Here is a 15655-nt window from a genome sequence, read left to right as displayed (position 1 = left end):
GTCCTCGAAAAAGACGACATCGCGAAGAACGTGGCGAAGGCGAAGTTCCTCACGCGGGTGTTCAAGAAGAACAAGCCGCTCATCGACCTGCTTATGGCTGACGATGCCGCACGGTTCCTCCACGAGGCTGAGTTGCTGGCTGTCGGATTCGTTATAGATGGATTATTCGCTGAAATTGTTCCAAGAAAGGGCAAGGTAAGGTTATAATTCATCGACAATGCGGGTGTCGCCAAGTGGTAAGGCCCAAGCTTCCCAATCAATTTCACGCCCGATTTTTCAGGAAACTCACAAAACAGACAATCACAAAAAACCAGTTCAAAGGCGTACTTTTCGACACGCCTTTGTTTTTCCATCCGTTCGGGAAACAGGAGAAACGCGCGTTTTTGACGAACTTTTGACGAACGTGCGCATTCTCGACCCCGCCGGACCATGCAACAGGGGCTTCGTTTGTGTTCGTTTCGTGGCCGCATCGTCGCTACCTGCCCTGCGAACCATTGGAGACCGCCTATGAGCAGGTGCAAAGTCGTAGCGATAGCAAATCAGAAAGGCGGCACGGGCAAGACGACCACCGCCGCAAGCCTCGGCGTGGCGCTCGCCATGAGCGGGAAGCGCGTTCTGCTAATAGATGCCGACCCGCAGGGCGACCTCACCGCATCGCTCGGCTGGCGCAATCCCGACGAGCTGGAAACCACGTTGGCGACCCATTTGGAGGCGGTCGCCCGCGACGAGCCGCTGGAACCCGATGCCGGGATATTGAAGCACCCCGAGGGCGTTGACCTGATGCCCGCGAACATCGAGCTGTCGGGCACAGAGGTGGCGCTCGTCACCGCCATGAACCGCGAGCGAACGCTCAAAGCATGGCTCGACGAGGCCAAGCGCGGCTACGACTACGCCCTCATAGACTGCATGCCGTCCCTCGGCATGCTCGCCGTCAACGCGTTGGCCGCCGCCGATTCCGTCATCGTGCCCGTGCAGGCGCAGTATCTTCCCGCGAAGGGCATGACCCAGCTCGTCAAGACGATAGGGCGCGTGAAGCGGCAGATCAACCCACACTTGGAAATCGAGGGCGTGCTGCTGACGCTCGTTGACGGCAGGACGAACCTCGCCAAGCAGATCGAGGCCTCGCTGCGCGAAGGCTACGGGAAGACGCTGCGCGTGTTCGGCGCCACCGTGCCCTTGGCGGTGAGGGCTGCGGAGACGAGCGCCTACGGAAAGAGCATCTTCCAACACGACGCGAAAAGCCCCGTCGCGGCGGCCTACGCGAAGCTGGCGGAGGAGGTGCTCGAAGATGCCCAGAGAAAGCGCGATACCCATCGACCTGCCGTCGCTCGATGACCTGTTCACCACGCAGGCCGAGCGCGACGAGGTGGGCTGCGAGAAAGTGGGGGTCATCCCCCTCTACATGATAGATCCCTTCCCGGACCATCCCTTCCGCGTCGATGACGACGCCTTGCGCGACATGGCCGAGAGCGTTTCCAGATTCGGCGTGCTCGTGCCCGCGCTCGTGAGGCCGAAGGAGAACGGGCGCTACGAGATGGTGAGCGGCCACAGGCGCAAGCGCGCCGCCGAGATGGCGGGGCTGGAGGCCCTTCCCGCCGTGGTTCGGGAGATGACCTACGACGAGGCGGTCATCGCGATGGTGGACGCGAACATCCAGCGCGAGAACGTGTTGCCGAGCGAGAAAGCGTTCGCCTACAAGATGAAAATCGACGCTCTGAGCCGGCAGGGGTACCGCTCCGACTTGACTTGTGCCCCAGTGGGGCACAAGTTGGCCAACGCACGCTCGCGCGACATTGTGGCGGAACAATCGGGGGAGAGCAAAAGCCAAGTACAGCGCTACGTCCGCCTCACGCACCTCAACCCCGATCTGCTCGACATGGTGGACGGCGGGTCGATGGCCATGCGCCCCGCCGTGGAGATCAGCTATCTGTCCGAAAGGGAGCAGGACGACCTGCTCGACGCCATGGGGATGGAGGCGTGCACGCCGTCCCACGCCCAGGCGATCAGGATGCGCAGGCTCTCGGAGCAGGGCGCGCTGTCGCGAGAAGCCATGGCGTCCATCATGGGCGAGCGCAAACCCAACCAGGTGGAACAGTTCCGCATCCCCCGCGAGAAGATAGAGCGTTTCTTCAAGCCCGGCACGAGCAGGGAGGCCGTGGAGGCCCGCATAGTCAAGGCGCTCGAGCTCTTAGAGCGCCACGAGAGGAAGCGCGCCCGCGAGCGCTGAGGCCCACCGACAGGCCAAGGGGGACGTGCGCCCTGATCCAGCATATGTTGCAACCAGGGCGTTTTCCGGGTTTCCCCCTCCCCACACCCCACCCCCTTCCGGGGATTACCAGCCGAAGAAGGGGATGGCAACCAACCTTGCCGGAAATAAAACCTCATACCGGAGAGAAACGAAAACCGAAGGCGGCTCTGCGGGGCCGCCTTCGGTTTTGGAAGGGGGCAGCCAATGAGCGAAGCCGACCACAAGCGACCGAGGCGGAGGGCGGCGGGCTGGCTTCTCGCCGGGATCCTGCTGCTCGCCCTCTGCGGGGCGATGGCCGCCTTCCAGGCATCGACCGCCGGAAGCGCCGCGTCGGTGGTGCCCAACCCCAGGGGGCAGCCGTTCGGAAGCCTGTCAGCGGCAGCGGTTTCCGCAATGGCTTCGAACGAATCGCCCACCGCGGCAGATGCCGAAGGGGTCGATTGGGATTACTGGCGGGTTGTGAACCCCGCGATCGTCGCGTGGGTGAGCGTCGATGGCACCGCCATCGACTACGCCGTCGTGCAGGCGCCGGGCGGCGACCCCGATTACTACCTGAGCCACGACATCTACCGCTCGTGGAACCCCTACGGATGCCCCTACGTGGACGCGGCGTGCGACGGCGTGGGCGGCATGAGCGCGGTGGTGTTCGGTCACAACATGGGCGGCGGATTCGTGGCGATGTTCGCTGACTTCGCGCGCTACTCGGACGAGGCGTTCGCGCGCTCGCATCCGACCATCGAGCTGCAAACTCCCAACGGGGCCATGGAGCTTTCCGTGTCGGCGGTGGACGTGATCGACGGCAGCGAAAACGCCAAGCGGACGGACTTCTCATCCGCCGACGAGATGCGCGCCTGGTACGCGCAACGCTTCGAGGAGTGCGACGTGCGCATATCGAACGACGAAAACGCTTCGCAGCTGTTCACGTTCGTGACCTGCTCGTACACGACCTACGCGAACGAGAGGACGCTCGTGTACGCGCAGCCCGCGGAAAGCTGACGGCCTCAAAGCGAGAGAAGGGAGCACGGAATGTAAGGGCGATCCGAACGTCCGGCACGCAAACGCAGAAAACGACAACGCAAGGAGAAGAACATGAAAGCACAGGCAACCAACGGCCGCGCTGCGGGCAAGATAATCCGCTGCATGCTCGCGGCCCTCCTCGTCGCGGCGGCGGTGTTCGCGGGGCTTCCTTCGCGCAGCCAAGCGGCATACGCGGCAGACGGCTCGCTCAGCGACGCCACTTGGGAGGAAGTGAAAGGCGGCATAGAAGACCTGATGGGCACGCCCTACGTCTGGGGAGGCAAAGGCACCTCGGGCTGGGATTGCTCGGGGTTCGTCGGCTGGGTCATCGCCAACGTCTACGGGCTGAGCTGGCCCGGCGGAAGCCCCGGCAACTGCGGAACGGACGCCATCGCGGCGTTCTGCGCCGCGCACGAGACGTTCCGCGGCTCGTCGGCGGATGACTACAACGCCGCGTTCGCGGCGGGAACCGTGAAGCCGGGCGACGTCATCGTGTTCTCCAACGCGTCGGGTGCCACCGTGCACTGCGCCATCGCGGGCGAAGGCGCAACGGTCTATCACGCATGGAGCGAACACTTCGGCACCTGCAACGTGCGATTCGACTACATGTGGGGCATCGACGGCGGGCACGGCAAGACCTACGCCAGCTTCGCCGTGTACAGGGGGCTGTCCGAGGGCGGCTTCGTCACGCTCGACAAGACGAGCGCCGATGCGTCGGTGACGGCCGGCAACGGCGAGTACACGCTCGCCGGCGCGGTCTACGGCGTCTACCAGGGCGGAAGCCTCGTGGCGCAGTTCACCACCGACGAGAGCGGCCACGGGCAGACCTCCGAGAAGCTGCCCAACGGCGACTACGTCGTGCGCGAGATCAGCGCGCCAGCGGGCTACGCGCTTTCCCAGGAGGAGTTCCACGTGACGGTCGCCGGCGGCAACGTTCACGTGAACGCGCAAGACGCCCCCGTCACGGTGAATCTCACGCTCATCAAGAAAGACGCCGAAACCTTGCTGCCCGAGCCACAGGGAGCCGCATCTCTCGACGGCGCGGAGTACGAGGCCACCTACCTTCACGGCGGCGAATACGTGACCGCGAAGGGCGTCGTGGAGAACTCGAAGCTGGCTTTCGAGGGCATCCCCCTCGGCACCGTGACCATCAAGGAGACGAAAGCGCCCGCCGGCTACCTGCCCGACCCCGAGGCCCACGAGATAACCGTCACAGCGGACATGGCGGGCAGCGAATCGCCCGTTTTCGAACACGAGGTGGCCGACGAGCTCACTGAGCAGGTCATCCGAGGCGACTTGAAACTCGTGAAGGTCGGCGAGGGCGACCAAGGCCGCATGGCCGGCGTGCCGTTCCTCGTCACCAGCGCCACCACTGGAGAAAGCCACACCATCGTCACCGACGCCAACGGCTGCGCATCCACCGCCGCGTCGTGGAACCCCCACACCGCCGACACCAACGGCGGCACGGCGGAGTCCGGCGTGTGGTTCGGCGGCGGGGAGCCCGACGACGCCTTGGGCGCGCTGCCGTATGACGCCTACATCGTGGAAGAGCAGCCCTGCGAGGCGAACGCCGACCGGGAACTCATCCCCGCGTTCGAGGTGAGCGTGTACCGAGACGGCGCGACCATCGACCTCGGGACGCTGGTGAACTCGGACAAGCCGCACGTCTCCATCTCCAAAGCCGACATCGTGACGGGCGAGGAGCTTCCGGGCGCCACGCTCCAAGTGACCGACGCCGAAGGCAACGTGGTGGACGAATGGGTGTCCGGGGAAGAGCCGCACGAGATCGTGCTCGACGAGGGCTCCTACACCCTGCGCGAGGAGATCGCCCCCGAGGGCTACCTGGTCGCAAACAGCGTGGATTTCGAGGTGGTGTCCGGCCAGGTTTCCCAGAAGGTGACCATGGAGGACGACTTCACCAAGGTCGATGCCGAGAAGGTGGACGCGGAAACGGGCGCGCCGCTTTCCGGGGCGGCCATGCAGGTGCTCGACGCCGAGGGCGCCGTGGTGGAGGAGTGGGTTTCCGCCGAAGAGCCCCACCGCATAGAGAAGCTCGCGCCGGGAACGTACACCTTGCACGAGGAAAGCGCGCCCGAGGGCTATGAGCTGGCGGAGGACGTTGAATTCGAGGTCGAGGCCACGGGCGACGTTCAGACAGTGACCATGGAGGACGAGGCGACCCCTGCGCCCGCAGTCGAAGGGGGCGAGCCCTTCGACAAGACCGGCGTGAACCTCGCGCCCTTGGCCGCCGTCTCGGCCGCCATCGCGGCGGCCGGCTTCGGATGCCTTGCCGTCGCTATGAAGCGGTGCCGCGAGAAGGACGCCGAAGAACTCGGCGAGCGCGAAATCCCCGAGATCCGATGAGAACGCGCGCGGCGGGCGGGCGGCCCGCGAGGGCCATTCGCCACCTGCCGGCTAGCGGTAGATGGAATACCCGGAGGTCGCGCTGTCGAGAGCCGAGAAAACGCCGAAAACGACGAGGCAAACGTAGGCGGCAGCCGCCAGAGCGAAAACGGCGGCCACCAGCCTGAGCAGGGCGAGCAGCTTCCTCATGAAAAACTCCCGTCTATTGGAGGATTTGGCCGATTCTAACCAAGGGGCCCGCGGGAAATCACGCCTGCGAGCGAACCTACGAAGCTTCCGAGGAGGTGACGCGTGGCGAGCACGTACCGGACCATTGAAGAACTCTACCGAACGACCCTCGTCGCTTTGAGCGAAAGCCCCGAGGCGTGGAAGGCGTTCCTCGAATCGGCGGGCCGCAACTACAAGCTGCCCTTCCCGGAGCAGGCGCTCGTCCACGCGCAGCGCCCGGACGCCAAGGCGGTGTTGGAATTGGAGCGCTGGGATGCCCTGTTCGGCCGGCGGGTGAAGCGCGGATCAGTCGGAATCGCCGTGTTCGGAGCCCCGGGAACGGGGCGGTTGCGCTACTACTTCGACGTGTCGGACACGGCGCCCGGGCGCGCCGCCCGCCCGCTGCCGCTTTGGGCTGGCGGCCCGGAGCAGGAGGCGGCCATCGTCGGCGCCCTCCATGAATCCTTCGGGGCTGATGCCAGGAAAGGCACCATCGAGGCCATCGCCGAGGCGGCGAGCGCCGCCGTACGCGAAAACGCGGAATCGGCCGTCGCGGCCATCGGGGAAGCGCGCGGCGGAAGCGGCCTGGAACGCCTCGAAGCCCCCGAGGCCGGGGATCTGCTTCTGGAGCTCGCGGCGGCATCTGCCGCCTACGAGGCGGCGTCGCGCTGCGGCATCGAAGGCGGCGCGCTCATCACGCCGCGCGCGGCGGACGCCCTGCCGATGTTCGGCACGGTCCGGGCGATGAACGCGCTCGGCTGCCGCACGGCAAGCGCCGCCGCAGCCGTCCTGCGCACGATAGCCCCCGCGATGCGGGAAAGAGCCCCGGAAGCATCCCATCGCACGTTTGCGCCCTTGGCCGCCGCCGTCCATAATCCGGCAAAAGAGCCCGATGAAAGGAGAGGCGATGGAGATGGCGTACAGGGAGGGCGGTGGTCTTCTGCTGCCGACCCTGGCAACGGAAGAGGAAGCGGCGGCGAACCTGGGGCCGTTCGCGCTGATGAGGGACGAATACCTGAGATCGAGCAAGCCCGAGCTGCGGGCGGACCTGCTGGCGCAGGGGGCGCTGGCGAGGCACCTGGCCGAGACGGAAGCCCTCGCGGAGGCGATGGCGGACGACCTGGCGGCCCGCGTGGCGAAGAGCAGGGGGTTGGACGAAGCGGCGAAGGTGGCGGATCCGGCAGCGTGGGCGGCGAAGATGGCCGAGGCGGCGGCAGCGGCCCGCGAAGCGGCGGCGATGAAGGTCGTGTACGCCTAGAAAAGCAGCGCGGCCAAGAGAAAACCAAGACAAGCCGAAGGGAGGCGGGCGACAAGCCCGCCTCCCGCCGTTCCGAGGCAAAGCCGCCCGAACGGGGCCAGCTGGCTTTCTCGTTCGACGATGGGGCAAATGAGTATCCCGAACAGCTCGCCACCCCGCTCGGGCGGCTGCGCGGCAACATCGCGGCCATCGAAGCGCTCGTCGCCGTCGAGGGGGAAGGCCGCCCGCCCGACGCCGCAGAGCGCGAAGCGCTCGCGCGCTACGTGGGCTGGGGCGGCCTCGCCGACGCGTTCGACGAGGAATCGGGGAAATGGGCGCACGAGAAGGCCCGGCTGCGCCAGCTGCTCTCCGACGGGGAGTACGCGGCGGCGCGCGCCTCCACGCTCACGGCGTTCTACACCCCGCAGGAGATCGCGCGCCCCATATGGGAGGCCATCCGGGGCATGGGGCTTTCGGGCGGCAGGGTGCTGGAGCCGTCATGCGGCACGGGCGCGTTCTTCGCCGCCATGCCGGAGGCGCTTGCGGGCTGCCGCCTCGTCGGCGTGGAGCTCGACGGCCTGACCGCGCGCATCGCCCGCGCCCTCCATCCGTCCGCGGAGATCATCCACGGCGGCTTCGAGCACGCAGACCTCGACGACGAATCGTTCGACGTCGCGGTGGGAAACGTGCCCTTCGGCAGCTACCAGGTCGACGATCCCCGCCATCGGGACGAGGGGCTGCTCGTGCACGATTGGTTCTTCGCGAGGGCGCTCGACTTGGTGAGGCCGGGAGGCATCGTGGCTTTCGTCACGTCCAAAGGCACGCTCGACAAGAAGAATCCCGCCGCCCGCAGAAGGATCGCCGAGCGCGCCGAGCTCGTGGGAGCGGTCCGCCTGCCCAACACGGCCTTCTCGCCGCATGCCGAAGTCACGGCGGACGTGGTCATCCTCCAGAAGCGCGAGCGCGCCGAGGTCTGCGAGCCCGAATGGGCGCACACCGAGCGCGTCGAGGCGGGCATCGACGTGAACTCCTACTTCGCATCCCACCCCGACATGGTGCTCGGCGAGCTCGCCGCGACGACGAACGCCTACGGGCGGGCGGACTCCGAATGCAGGCCGAAGCCCGGCACCGACTTGGAAGAAGCGCTGCGCGAAGCCCTCGGCAAGATGACCGCCCGCATCCCCGAATGGGATGCGCCCGAAAGCGAGCCCGGCGACGCCATCCCCGCAGACCCGGACGTGCGCGACTGGTCCTACGCCGAATCTGGCGGCGCCCTCTACTTCCGCATGGGTCCCCTCATGCACCGGCAGAATCCCTCGAAGGCGGCCGCTGAGCGAATCGGGGGAATGATCCCCCTACGGGATTGCGCCCGACGGCTCATAACGCTCGAAAAGGACGGCGCGCCCGATGCGGAGGTGGAGGCTGAGCGCGCAAGGCTCAACGCGCTCTACGACGCCTACGCGGCGAAGCACGGCATCCTGAACTCGCGCGCGAACGCCGCCGCGCTCAAGCAGGATTCCTCCTACCCGCTGCTGTGCGCATTGGAGATCCTCGACGGCGAGGGGAACTTCGAGCGCAAGGCGGACATGTTCTCCAAGCGCACGATACGGCCCAACGCGCCCGTGACGCACGCCGACGACCCCCAGGCGGCGCTGGCTGCCTCGCTGTCTGAACGCGGACGGGTCGATCTGCCCTACATGGCGAGGTTGACCGGAATGGGGGAAAACGAACTGGCCGAAGCGCTGAAAGGCGCCATATTCCGCGTTCCCACGGCGACCGGAGAGCAGCCCGTCTGGCAGCCCGCCGACGAATACCTCTCCGGCAACGTGCGGGCGAAGCTGCGCATCGCCGAGCTGACGGCCGCGTCCGACCCCTCGTACATTCCCAATATCGAGGCGCTGCGCTGCGCCCAGCCGCCCGATTTGGGGGCGGCCGAGATAAGCGTGCGCCTCGGAGCGACGTGGATCCCCGCCGACGACGTGCGTGAGTTCGTGCTCCACCTGCTCGACCCGCCCTACTGGGTCCGCGAACAGGTGGCCGTGAGGTATTCCGCCGCCACGGCGCAGTGGCGCATCGAGGGCAAGGGCCGCGACGGCTCGAACGTGCGCGCGCTGTCGACCTACGGCACGCGCCGCATGAGCGCCTACCACATCATCGAGGAGACGCTCAACCTCAAGGACGCGCGCGTGGTCGATTACGTCGAGGACGAAAACGGCAAGAAGAAACCCGTCCTCAACAAGAAGGAGACGGCGGTGGCGCTCGCCAAGCAGGAGGCCATCAAGGCGGCCTTCAAGGAGTGGGTGTTCTCAGACCAGGCGCGCAGGGAGAGGCTGGTCGCCGCCTACAACGAGCGGTTCAACGCCATCCGCCCGCGCGAGTTCGACGGCTCGCACCTGGCGTTTCCCGGCATGAACCCCGAGATAGAGCTGAGGCCGCACCAGAGAAACGCCGTCGCCCGCATCCTCTACGGGAAAAACGCGCTTCTCGCCCACGAGGTGGGAGCGGGCAAGACATTCACCATGGCGGCGGCCGCCATGGAATTGCGGCGCATAGGGCTTTGCTCCAAGCCCCTGTTCGTCGTGCCGAACCACCTCACGGGGCAGTGGGCGTCGGAATGGCTGAGGCTCTACCCCGCCGCCAATTTGCTGGTGGCCACCAAGCGCGACTTCGAGCGGCGCAACCGCAGGCGCTTCTGCGCCCGCATCGCCTCGGGGGACTGGGACGGCGTGATCATGGGGCACACCCAGTTCGAGAAGATACCCGTATCGGTGGAGCGTCAGCGAGCGTTCATAGAGAGCCAGATCGCCGAGCTCTCCGACGGCATAGCCGAGATCAAGGCGCAGCACGGCGAACGGTTCAGCGTGAAGCAGATGGAGATCACGAAGAAGCGCCTGAACGTGAGACTCGCCAAGTTCGCTGACCAAACCGACAAGGACGACGTGCTCACGTTCGAGGAGCTCGGCGTCGACCGGATCTTCGTGGACGAGGCCCACTACTACAAGAACCTGTTCTTCCACACCAAGATGCGAAACGTCAGCGGCATCGCCCAGAGCGAGGCCATGAAGTCTTCCGACCTGTTCATGAAGTGCCGCATCCTCGACGAGCAGACCGGCGGACGCGGCACGGTGTTCGCCACGGGCACGCCGGTGTCCAACTCGATGGCGGAGCTCTACACCATGCAGCGCTACCTGCAATACGGCGAGCTGGAGCGCTTGGGGTTTTCCCACTTCGACTGCTGGGCGTCCACGTTCGGCGAGACAGTGACGGCATTGGAGCTGGCCCCCGAAGGCACGGGCTATCGGCAGAAAACGCGCTTCTCGCGCTTCTATAACCTACCCGAGCTCATGTCCATGTTCAAACAGGTCGCCGACGTGCAGACGGCGGACACGCTGGCGCTTCCCACGCCCAAGGTGCATCTGCGCAACGTGGCGGTGCAGCCCTCCCCCGTCCAGCGCGAGCTGGTGGCGGGGCTCGCCGAGCGCGCCGAGGCGGTGAGGGCGGGCAGTGTGCCCGCCGAGAAGGACAACATGCTCCTCATCACCAACGACGGCCGCAAGATAGCCCTCGACCAACGCCTCGCCGACCCCGCGCTGCCCGACTTCGAGGGCAGCAAGGTGAACGCTTGCTGCGAGAACGTGCTGCGCATATGGCGCGACGGCGCCGAGGAAAGGCTCACCCAGCTCGTGTTCTGCGACCTCTCCACCCCGAAGGGCGACGGGTCCTTCAACGTGTACGACGATCTGCGCCGCAAGCTCGTGGCGCGCGGCGTGCCCGAGGGCGAGGTGGCGTTCATCCACGACACCGACACCGAGGCGAAGAAGCTCGCCCTCTTCGGGAAGGTGAACGCCGGAGCCGTGCGCATCCTCATGGGGTCCACGCAGAAGATGGGCGCGGGCACCAACGTGCAGCGCAGGCTCGCCGCCATCCACGACCTCGACTGCCCGTGGCGCCCCGCCGACCTCCAGCAGCGCCTCGGGCGCATCGAGCGCCAGGGCAACATGAATGCCGAGGTGGAGGCGTACCGCTACGTCACCGAAGGCACCTTCGACGCGTACCTCTACCAGCTCGTAGAGGGAAAGCAGCGATTCATAGCGCAGGTCATGACCTCGAAGTCGCCCGTTCGCACAGCCGCCGACGTTGACGAGGCGGCGCTTTCCTACGCCGAGCTCAAAGCGCTCGCCACGGGAAACCCGCTCGTCAAGGAGCGCATGGGCCTCGATGTCGAGGTGTCCCGCCTGCGGATGCTGAAGGCCGACCACCTAGCGCAGAAGTACGCGCTGGAGGACAAGGCCGCCAAGGACTACCCGCAGCGCATGGCGTCGCTGTCGGCGCGCCTCGAATCGCTGGAGGCCGATGTCGCGAAGGCAAGGGCGAACCCGCCGCCGACGAAGGAGGCATTTTCGATGGAAGTGCGCGGCACCGCCTTCCGGGAGCGTGCGGCGGCAGGCGAGGCGGTGCTCGCGGCGCGCGGCGAGATGACCGAGACGGGGGCCATGCCGCTCGGGTCGTACCGGGGGTTCTCCCTGGAGTTGACGTTCGACCGCATGAGCGCGGCGTTCGAGATGCGCATCGTCGGCGAAGCCGAGCACAAATGCGAGCTGGGCGGTGATGCGGCAGGCGCCGTGACGAGGCTGGACAACGCCATCGCCAAGATGGGCGCGGAGGCTGACGAGTGCCGCGCGCGCCTCGAAGAAGCCCGCAGGCAGATGGAGGCTGCGCGCACCGAGGCCACCAAACCTTTTCCCCACGAAGGCGAGCTGAAAGAGAAGTCCGCCCGCCTCGCGGAGCTCGACGCCCTGCTCGACGTGGGAAAAAGCGGCCCCGAGCAGCTGTGCGACGACGGTCATGAGCCGGAACGTGCCGAAAAGAAAAAGGAGTTCGAACGGTGAGGGCGCACACCGCGCCGCGCGAGATGCGCCTCATCGCCGGCAAACCGGAATCGGTCGATGGAGCGCCTTGGCGGCAACGCCGGGGCATTCCTTTTCGCGAAGGGGGAATGTTTATGAAAGTGCTCGAACTGTTCAGCGGAACGCGCTCCATCGGCGAGGCGTTCGAAAAGCGGGGCCACGAGGTGTTCTCGGTGGAGTGGGACGAATCGCTGCCCGCCGACCTCCACGCCGACATCGAGTTCCTGAAAGCGCCGGACGTCCTGCGCGCATTCGGCCGGCCCGACGTGGTGTGGGCGTCGCCGGACTGCGCCACGTTCTCCATGGCGGGCATATCGCGCCACAGGCGCAAGAACGCCAACACCGGCAACCTGGACCCCGTGAGCGACTACGCGCTCAAATGCGACCGGGTGGATCTGGCGATGCTCCGCCTCATCCGCGATCTGAGGCCGGCGCTCTACTTCATAGAGAACCCGCGCGCGGGCCTGCGCAAGCAGGACATGATGGCGGTCATCCCCCGCCACACCGTCACCTACTGCCAATACGGCGCGAGGGCCATGAAGCCGACCGACATATTCACGAACGCCTCCGACCCGCGATTCTGCCCGCCGTGCCGCAACGGGGCGCCCTGCCACGAGTCGGCGCCGCGCGGGTCGAAGTCCGGCACGCAGGGCCTGGCGAACGCGCGCGAGCGCGGGCGCATCCCCGAGAGGCTGTGCCTGCACATCGTTGACGTGTGCGAGCGCGAGGTGCCCATCCGAAAGGCGGCGGGGCTATGCCGGTGAAAAGCGCGGCAGCAGCGCCGCCAGGCGGCTTCACCGGCGCCGGCGGGGCGGCCTTCTCGTCGGCGCGCGACGACTGGGAGACCCCCGCGTGGCTGTTCTCGGCGCTCGATTCCGAGTTCCACTTCACCCTTGACGCGGCGAGCTCGGACGCCAACGCCAAATGCGAAAGGCACCTCACCAAACGAGACGACGGGCTCGCGGCTGACTGGGGCGGCGAGAGAGTGTGGGTGAATCCGCCCTACGGCCGGGGCGTCGGGGCATGGGCGCGCAAGGCGGCAATCGAGGGCGCCAAGCCGCGCACGACGGTCGCGCTGCTGGTGGCGGCGCGCACGGACACCGAGTGGTTCCTCCGTTACATCCTCGGCCATGCAGAGATAAGGCTCGTTCGCGGCCGCATCAGGTTCGAGCTCGCCGGCGTCGCTCAGGGCCCCGCGCCCTTTCCGAGCATGGTCGCCGTGTTCGGGGAGGGCGCCGCCCCCGGCAAGGTGTCGTCAATAGCCAACGCCGCAGCGCGCGGCGGGAAGGGGGCTTCGTGAGGTACGTGAGCCTTTTCTCAGGCATAGAGGCGGCGAGCTGCGCGTGGGGGCCGCTCGGCTGGGAGGCGGTCGCCTTCAGCGAGATCGACCCGTTCTGCAACGCGGTTCTCGCTACTCGCTTCCCGAGCGTGCCCAACCTGGGAGATATATCGAAGGTCGAGTGGAAGGAGATGCGTGGCGAGATCGACGTTGTCATCGGCGGAAGCCCGTGCCAGAGCTTTTCCGTCGCCGGAAAGAGAACGGGGCTCAAAGGCGAGTCGGGCCTCATGCTCGAATTTATTCGAGCTGTACGTGAGGTCATGCCGAGATGCTTTGTCTGGGAGAACGTCCCGGGAGCGCTCTCGAGCGAGAACGGGGAGGCTTTCCGATGCCTGCTCCGGGCGATGGATGAGGTCGGGTACGGTCTGGCATGGAGAATTCTGGACGCGCAATTCTTCGGCTTGGCCCAGCGACGCGAGCGTGTCTTTCTTGTCGGAGTGCTTGGAAGCGCCGCCCGTGCCTGCGAGGTACTATTTGAGCCCCACTGCATGCGCTGGGATCATCCGCCGGGCAAGGAGAAGAGGGCGCTCCTTGCCGCCGCAGCTGGAGGAGGCGCTCGAACGGCAGGCTTCAAGTACTCCGCCGCCCCCGCCAGCGGGTCGGTAGGCCACGCCGCCGAGCAATCGCCCACCCTCACGGCCGACTGGCACGCGCCCGCCGTCTACGGCATCGTTGGCAACTCCATAGGCCGAAAGCCTGAAAACGGGGGCAATGGCGCGGGCTTCTGCGACCCCGACGAGAAAGGCATGTACACCCTCACCGCCGCCGACCGCCACGCCGTGGCCCTGCCTGCGGGCGGGCCGCCGCGCGAGGCCCTGTGCCTCGCGTCCACCCATGCGAACGCGCACGTGGGCGACGGCCTGTGCGGGTGCCTCACGGCGAACGCCGCCAAGGGGCCGCCCATGGCGTGCCTTTCGGGGGACGCGGCCAACGCGGCGTGCGACGTGGACCTGGCGGGCACGCTGAAGGTGGGCGGCTCCCCGTCGTGCGTGGGCCCCGTCGCGGCGTTCGCCCAGAACACGCGCGACGAGGTGCGCTTCGTCGGCGGGTCGGGCAGCCACGTGGGCGCGCTCGCCGCGCATCCCGGCGTCAAGCAGGCGAGCCACGTCCTGCAGGGTCCGGCGGTCAGGCGGCTCACGCCGTTGGAGTGCGAGAGGCTGCAAGGCTTCCCGGACAACTGGACGAACGTGGAGTTCCGCGGCAAGCCGGCTCCGGACGGCCGTCGTTACAAAGCCCTCGGAAACGCCATGGCCGTCCCGGTCGTCAAATGGATCGGCGAGAGGGTGGAGAAGGCCGTTTAGCCTCGGCGAAAGAGCGGGCCTCTTCCAGGGTCCGCCTGTCCTTCGCTACGACGAAGCGGACGAAGTCCGCCTCGAAGTAGGCGGCGTTGAGCCTGACGACATCGCGCGCGCCGAGCAGCTCGCAACCTCCCATCCCCCGACGGGGGCCGGGGCCGTAGATGACGGCCGCATTCGGGCTGATAGGGCAGTACAGAGAGGAGAGGCGATCCCGCCCCCCTGTTTCCCGAACAACGGGGAGGACGGGGAAAGACGCGGTGGCGAACGAGGCGCACCCGGGCGCGCGCAGGACGATCCCCTCCATTTCGAGCAGCTCTCCTACGATGAGCCCTTGGTAGGACCCGTCGCCCGTATCTAGCAGCAGGCGGCGCGTGACGCCTTCCGCCGCCACCCCCTCGAACGCGCCCTCGTGCCCCAGAGCCCTCATAAGGTCGCGATACGGAGAGAGGTCTTCTTCCGAAGCCGACAACATAAGCTCATTCCGGAGGGGCTTGAACACGCTGGGATGGCGAGCAATCGCATTCGCCACAAAAGACGCGATGATTCTCGCGTCGTCATCGCCGACGCACGTGAACGGGGCGTTCGGCACGCACAGGGCCGCCACCCTTTTCAGGACGGGGGCAAAAGCGCTCTCCAGTTCGCAGAGGCCGTCCTCAGTGTAGTTCGGATAGACGAATTTCCCCTTGTACCAGTTGGGGTCGTTCGATAGGGATTCGTACAGGTACCTCTCCGCACAGAAATCGCCAACCGAGGGTGTAAATATTCCCCCCGACTCCTTATCTAGCGCGAACACCGTGTCGCCGCTCCCGCAAAACCCACGCAAGTAGAACTTCGGAACGTAATGCTGCTTCTTCTTTTTCGGCCCTTTTGTGTTCATGGAAGTCACCGCCAAACCGAGCTCCGCCGTCGGGCAAACGAGGGCGATCTGCCGGACGTCGGTTCGGAAGACGCAGTTGAAGCGACGTGAGAGCCAACCAAGCCCAAAAAACTAGAGCCAATCCCAGCGGGATTGGCCCATACAAAACCCGAAGGTTTTTG

The 15655-nt window shown here is 66.5% G+C and carries 13 protein-coding genes; 10 read left to right on the top strand and 3 right to left on the bottom strand.

The genetic code is table 11. The features are described from left to right. Positions 1–30 precede the first annotated feature (30 nt). The 5 genes from ABGT83_RS10805 to ABGT83_RS10785 all read left to right on the top strand — a co-directional run bounded on the left by ABGT83_RS10805 (position 31) and on the right by ABGT83_RS10785 (position 5629). Positions 31–207, top strand: a complete 177-nt coding sequence (locus tag ABGT83_RS10805) for a hypothetical protein (RefSeq protein WP_157938959.1) — start codon at positions 31–33, stop codon at positions 205–207. 300 nt (positions 208–507) lie between these two features. Next, the gene (locus tag ABGT83_RS10800) at positions 508–1335 is read left to right on the top strand and encodes a ParA family protein (RefSeq protein ID WP_009305540.1); all 828 of its coding nucleotides are present in this window, start codon (positions 508–510) and stop codon (positions 1333–1335) included. Continuing rightward, complete coding sequence (locus tag ABGT83_RS10795) at positions 1289–2227, top strand: ParB/RepB/Spo0J family partition protein (RefSeq protein WP_009305539.1); 939 nt, start codon at positions 1289–1291, stop codon at positions 2225–2227. The genes ABGT83_RS10800 and ABGT83_RS10795 overlap by 47 nt, the downstream gene beginning before the upstream one ends. 225 nt (positions 2228–2452) lie before the next feature. Further along, positions 2453–3244, top strand: a complete 792-nt coding sequence (locus ABGT83_RS10790) for a class B sortase (protein WP_009305538.1) — start codon at positions 2453–2455, stop codon at positions 3242–3244. Positions 3245–3337: 93 nt separating this feature from the next. Then, on the top strand, positions 3338–5629 hold the full coding sequence (locus ABGT83_RS10785) for a SpaA isopeptide-forming pilin-related protein (RefSeq protein ID WP_009305537.1): 2292 nt from the start codon (positions 3338–3340) through the stop codon (positions 5627–5629). Between the two features lie 51 nt (positions 5630–5680). Here the strand turns inward: ABGT83_RS10785 and ABGT83_RS10780 are convergent, their stop codons facing one another. Together ABGT83_RS10780 and ABGT83_RS13490 are read right to left on the bottom strand one after the other, a co-directional pair. Beyond that, positions 5681–5818, bottom strand: coding sequence for a hypothetical protein (locus ABGT83_RS10780; RefSeq protein WP_009608915.1), 138 nt, complete (start codon positions 5816–5818; stop codon positions 5681–5683). A gap of 668 nt (positions 5819–6486) precedes the next feature. Next, positions 6487–6681: a hypothetical protein gene (locus tag ABGT83_RS13490; RefSeq protein WP_013981129.1), complete on the bottom strand. Its 195-nt coding sequence runs from the start codon at positions 6679–6681 to the stop codon at positions 6487–6489. Between the two features lie 47 nt (positions 6682–6728). Here ABGT83_RS13490 and ABGT83_RS13485 point away from each other — a divergent pair, with 47 nt between their 5' ends. From ABGT83_RS13485 to ABGT83_RS10760, 5 genes are all read left to right on the top strand, one after another. Continuing rightward, positions 6729–7094, top strand: a complete 366-nt coding sequence (locus tag ABGT83_RS13485; protein ID WP_139912926.1) for a TnpV protein — start codon at positions 6729–6731, stop codon at positions 7092–7094. Continuing rightward, complete coding sequence (locus tag ABGT83_RS10775; protein ID WP_224768026.1) at positions 7022–11962, top strand: N-6 DNA methylase; 4941 nt, start codon at positions 7022–7024, stop codon at positions 11960–11962. Before ABGT83_RS13485 ends, ABGT83_RS10775 begins: the two co-directional genes overlap by 73 nt. A gap of 113 nt (positions 11963–12075) precedes the next feature. Continuing rightward, a complete protein-coding gene (locus tag ABGT83_RS10770; protein ID WP_173011775.1) occupies positions 12076–12744 on the top strand; it encodes a DNA cytosine methyltransferase in 669 nt (222 codons plus the stop codon). Further along, the gene (locus ABGT83_RS10765) at positions 12735–13280 is read left to right on the top strand and encodes a DNA N-6-adenine-methyltransferase (RefSeq protein ID WP_009305534.1); all 546 of its coding nucleotides are present in this window, start codon (positions 12735–12737) and stop codon (positions 13278–13280) included. Before ABGT83_RS10770 ends, ABGT83_RS10765 begins: the two co-directional genes overlap by 10 nt. Continuing rightward, the gene (locus ABGT83_RS10760; protein WP_009305533.1) at positions 13277–14620 is read left to right on the top strand and encodes a DNA cytosine methyltransferase; all 1344 of its coding nucleotides are present in this window, start codon (positions 13277–13279) and stop codon (positions 14618–14620) included. The genes ABGT83_RS10765 and ABGT83_RS10760 overlap by 4 nt, the downstream gene beginning before the upstream one ends. On the opposite strand, the gene ABGT83_RS10755 is transcribed toward ABGT83_RS10760, so the two are convergent. Next, positions 14583–15494: a DUF4238 domain-containing protein gene (locus ABGT83_RS10755; protein ID WP_013981126.1), complete on the bottom strand. Its 912-nt coding sequence runs from the start codon at positions 15492–15494 to the stop codon at positions 14583–14585. The genes ABGT83_RS10760 and ABGT83_RS10755 overlap by 38 nt on opposite strands. Positions 15495–15655 lie beyond the last annotated feature (161 nt).

It is taken from the genome of Enteroscipio rubneri (assembly GCF_963929405.1).
Lineage (GTDB): Bacteria > Actinomycetota > Coriobacteriia > Coriobacteriales > Eggerthellaceae > Enteroscipio > Enteroscipio rubneri.
This window is presented reverse-complemented; position numbering and strand designations above follow the sequence as displayed.

Excerpts from the sequence above, each read along its gene's own strand:
- ABGT83_RS10800 (WP_009305540.1), top strand. The coding sequence starts at position 508 with ATGAGCAGGTGCAAAGTCGTAGCGATAGCAAATCAGAAAGGCGGCACG.
- ABGT83_RS13485 (WP_139912926.1), top strand. The coding sequence starts at position 6,729 with ATGAAAGGAGAGGCGATGGAGATGGCGTACAGGGAGGGCGGTGGTCTT.
- ABGT83_RS10765 (WP_009305534.1), top strand. The coding sequence starts at position 12,735 with ATGCCGGTGAAAAGCGCGGCAGCAGCGCCGCCAGGCGGCTTCACCGGC.
- ABGT83_RS10770 (WP_173011775.1), top strand. The coding sequence starts at position 12,076 with ATGAAAGTGCTCGAACTGTTCAGCGGAACGCGCTCCATCGGCGAGGCG.
- ABGT83_RS10755 (WP_013981126.1), bottom strand. The coding sequence starts at position 15,494 with ATGAACACAAAAGGGCCGAAAAAGAAGAAGCAGCATTACGTTCCGAAG.
- ABGT83_RS10795 (WP_009305539.1), top strand. The coding sequence starts at position 1,289 with ATGCCCAGAGAAAGCGCGATACCCATCGACCTGCCGTCGCTCGATGAC.
- ABGT83_RS10785 (WP_009305537.1), top strand. The coding sequence starts at position 3,338 with ATGAAAGCACAGGCAACCAACGGCCGCGCTGCGGGCAAGATAATCCGC.
- ABGT83_RS10790 (WP_009305538.1), top strand. The coding sequence starts at position 2,453 with ATGAGCGAAGCCGACCACAAGCGACCGAGGCGGAGGGCGGCGGGCTGG.
- ABGT83_RS10780 (WP_009608915.1), bottom strand. The coding sequence starts at position 5,818 with ATGAGGAAGCTGCTCGCCCTGCTCAGGCTGGTGGCCGCCGTTTTCGCT.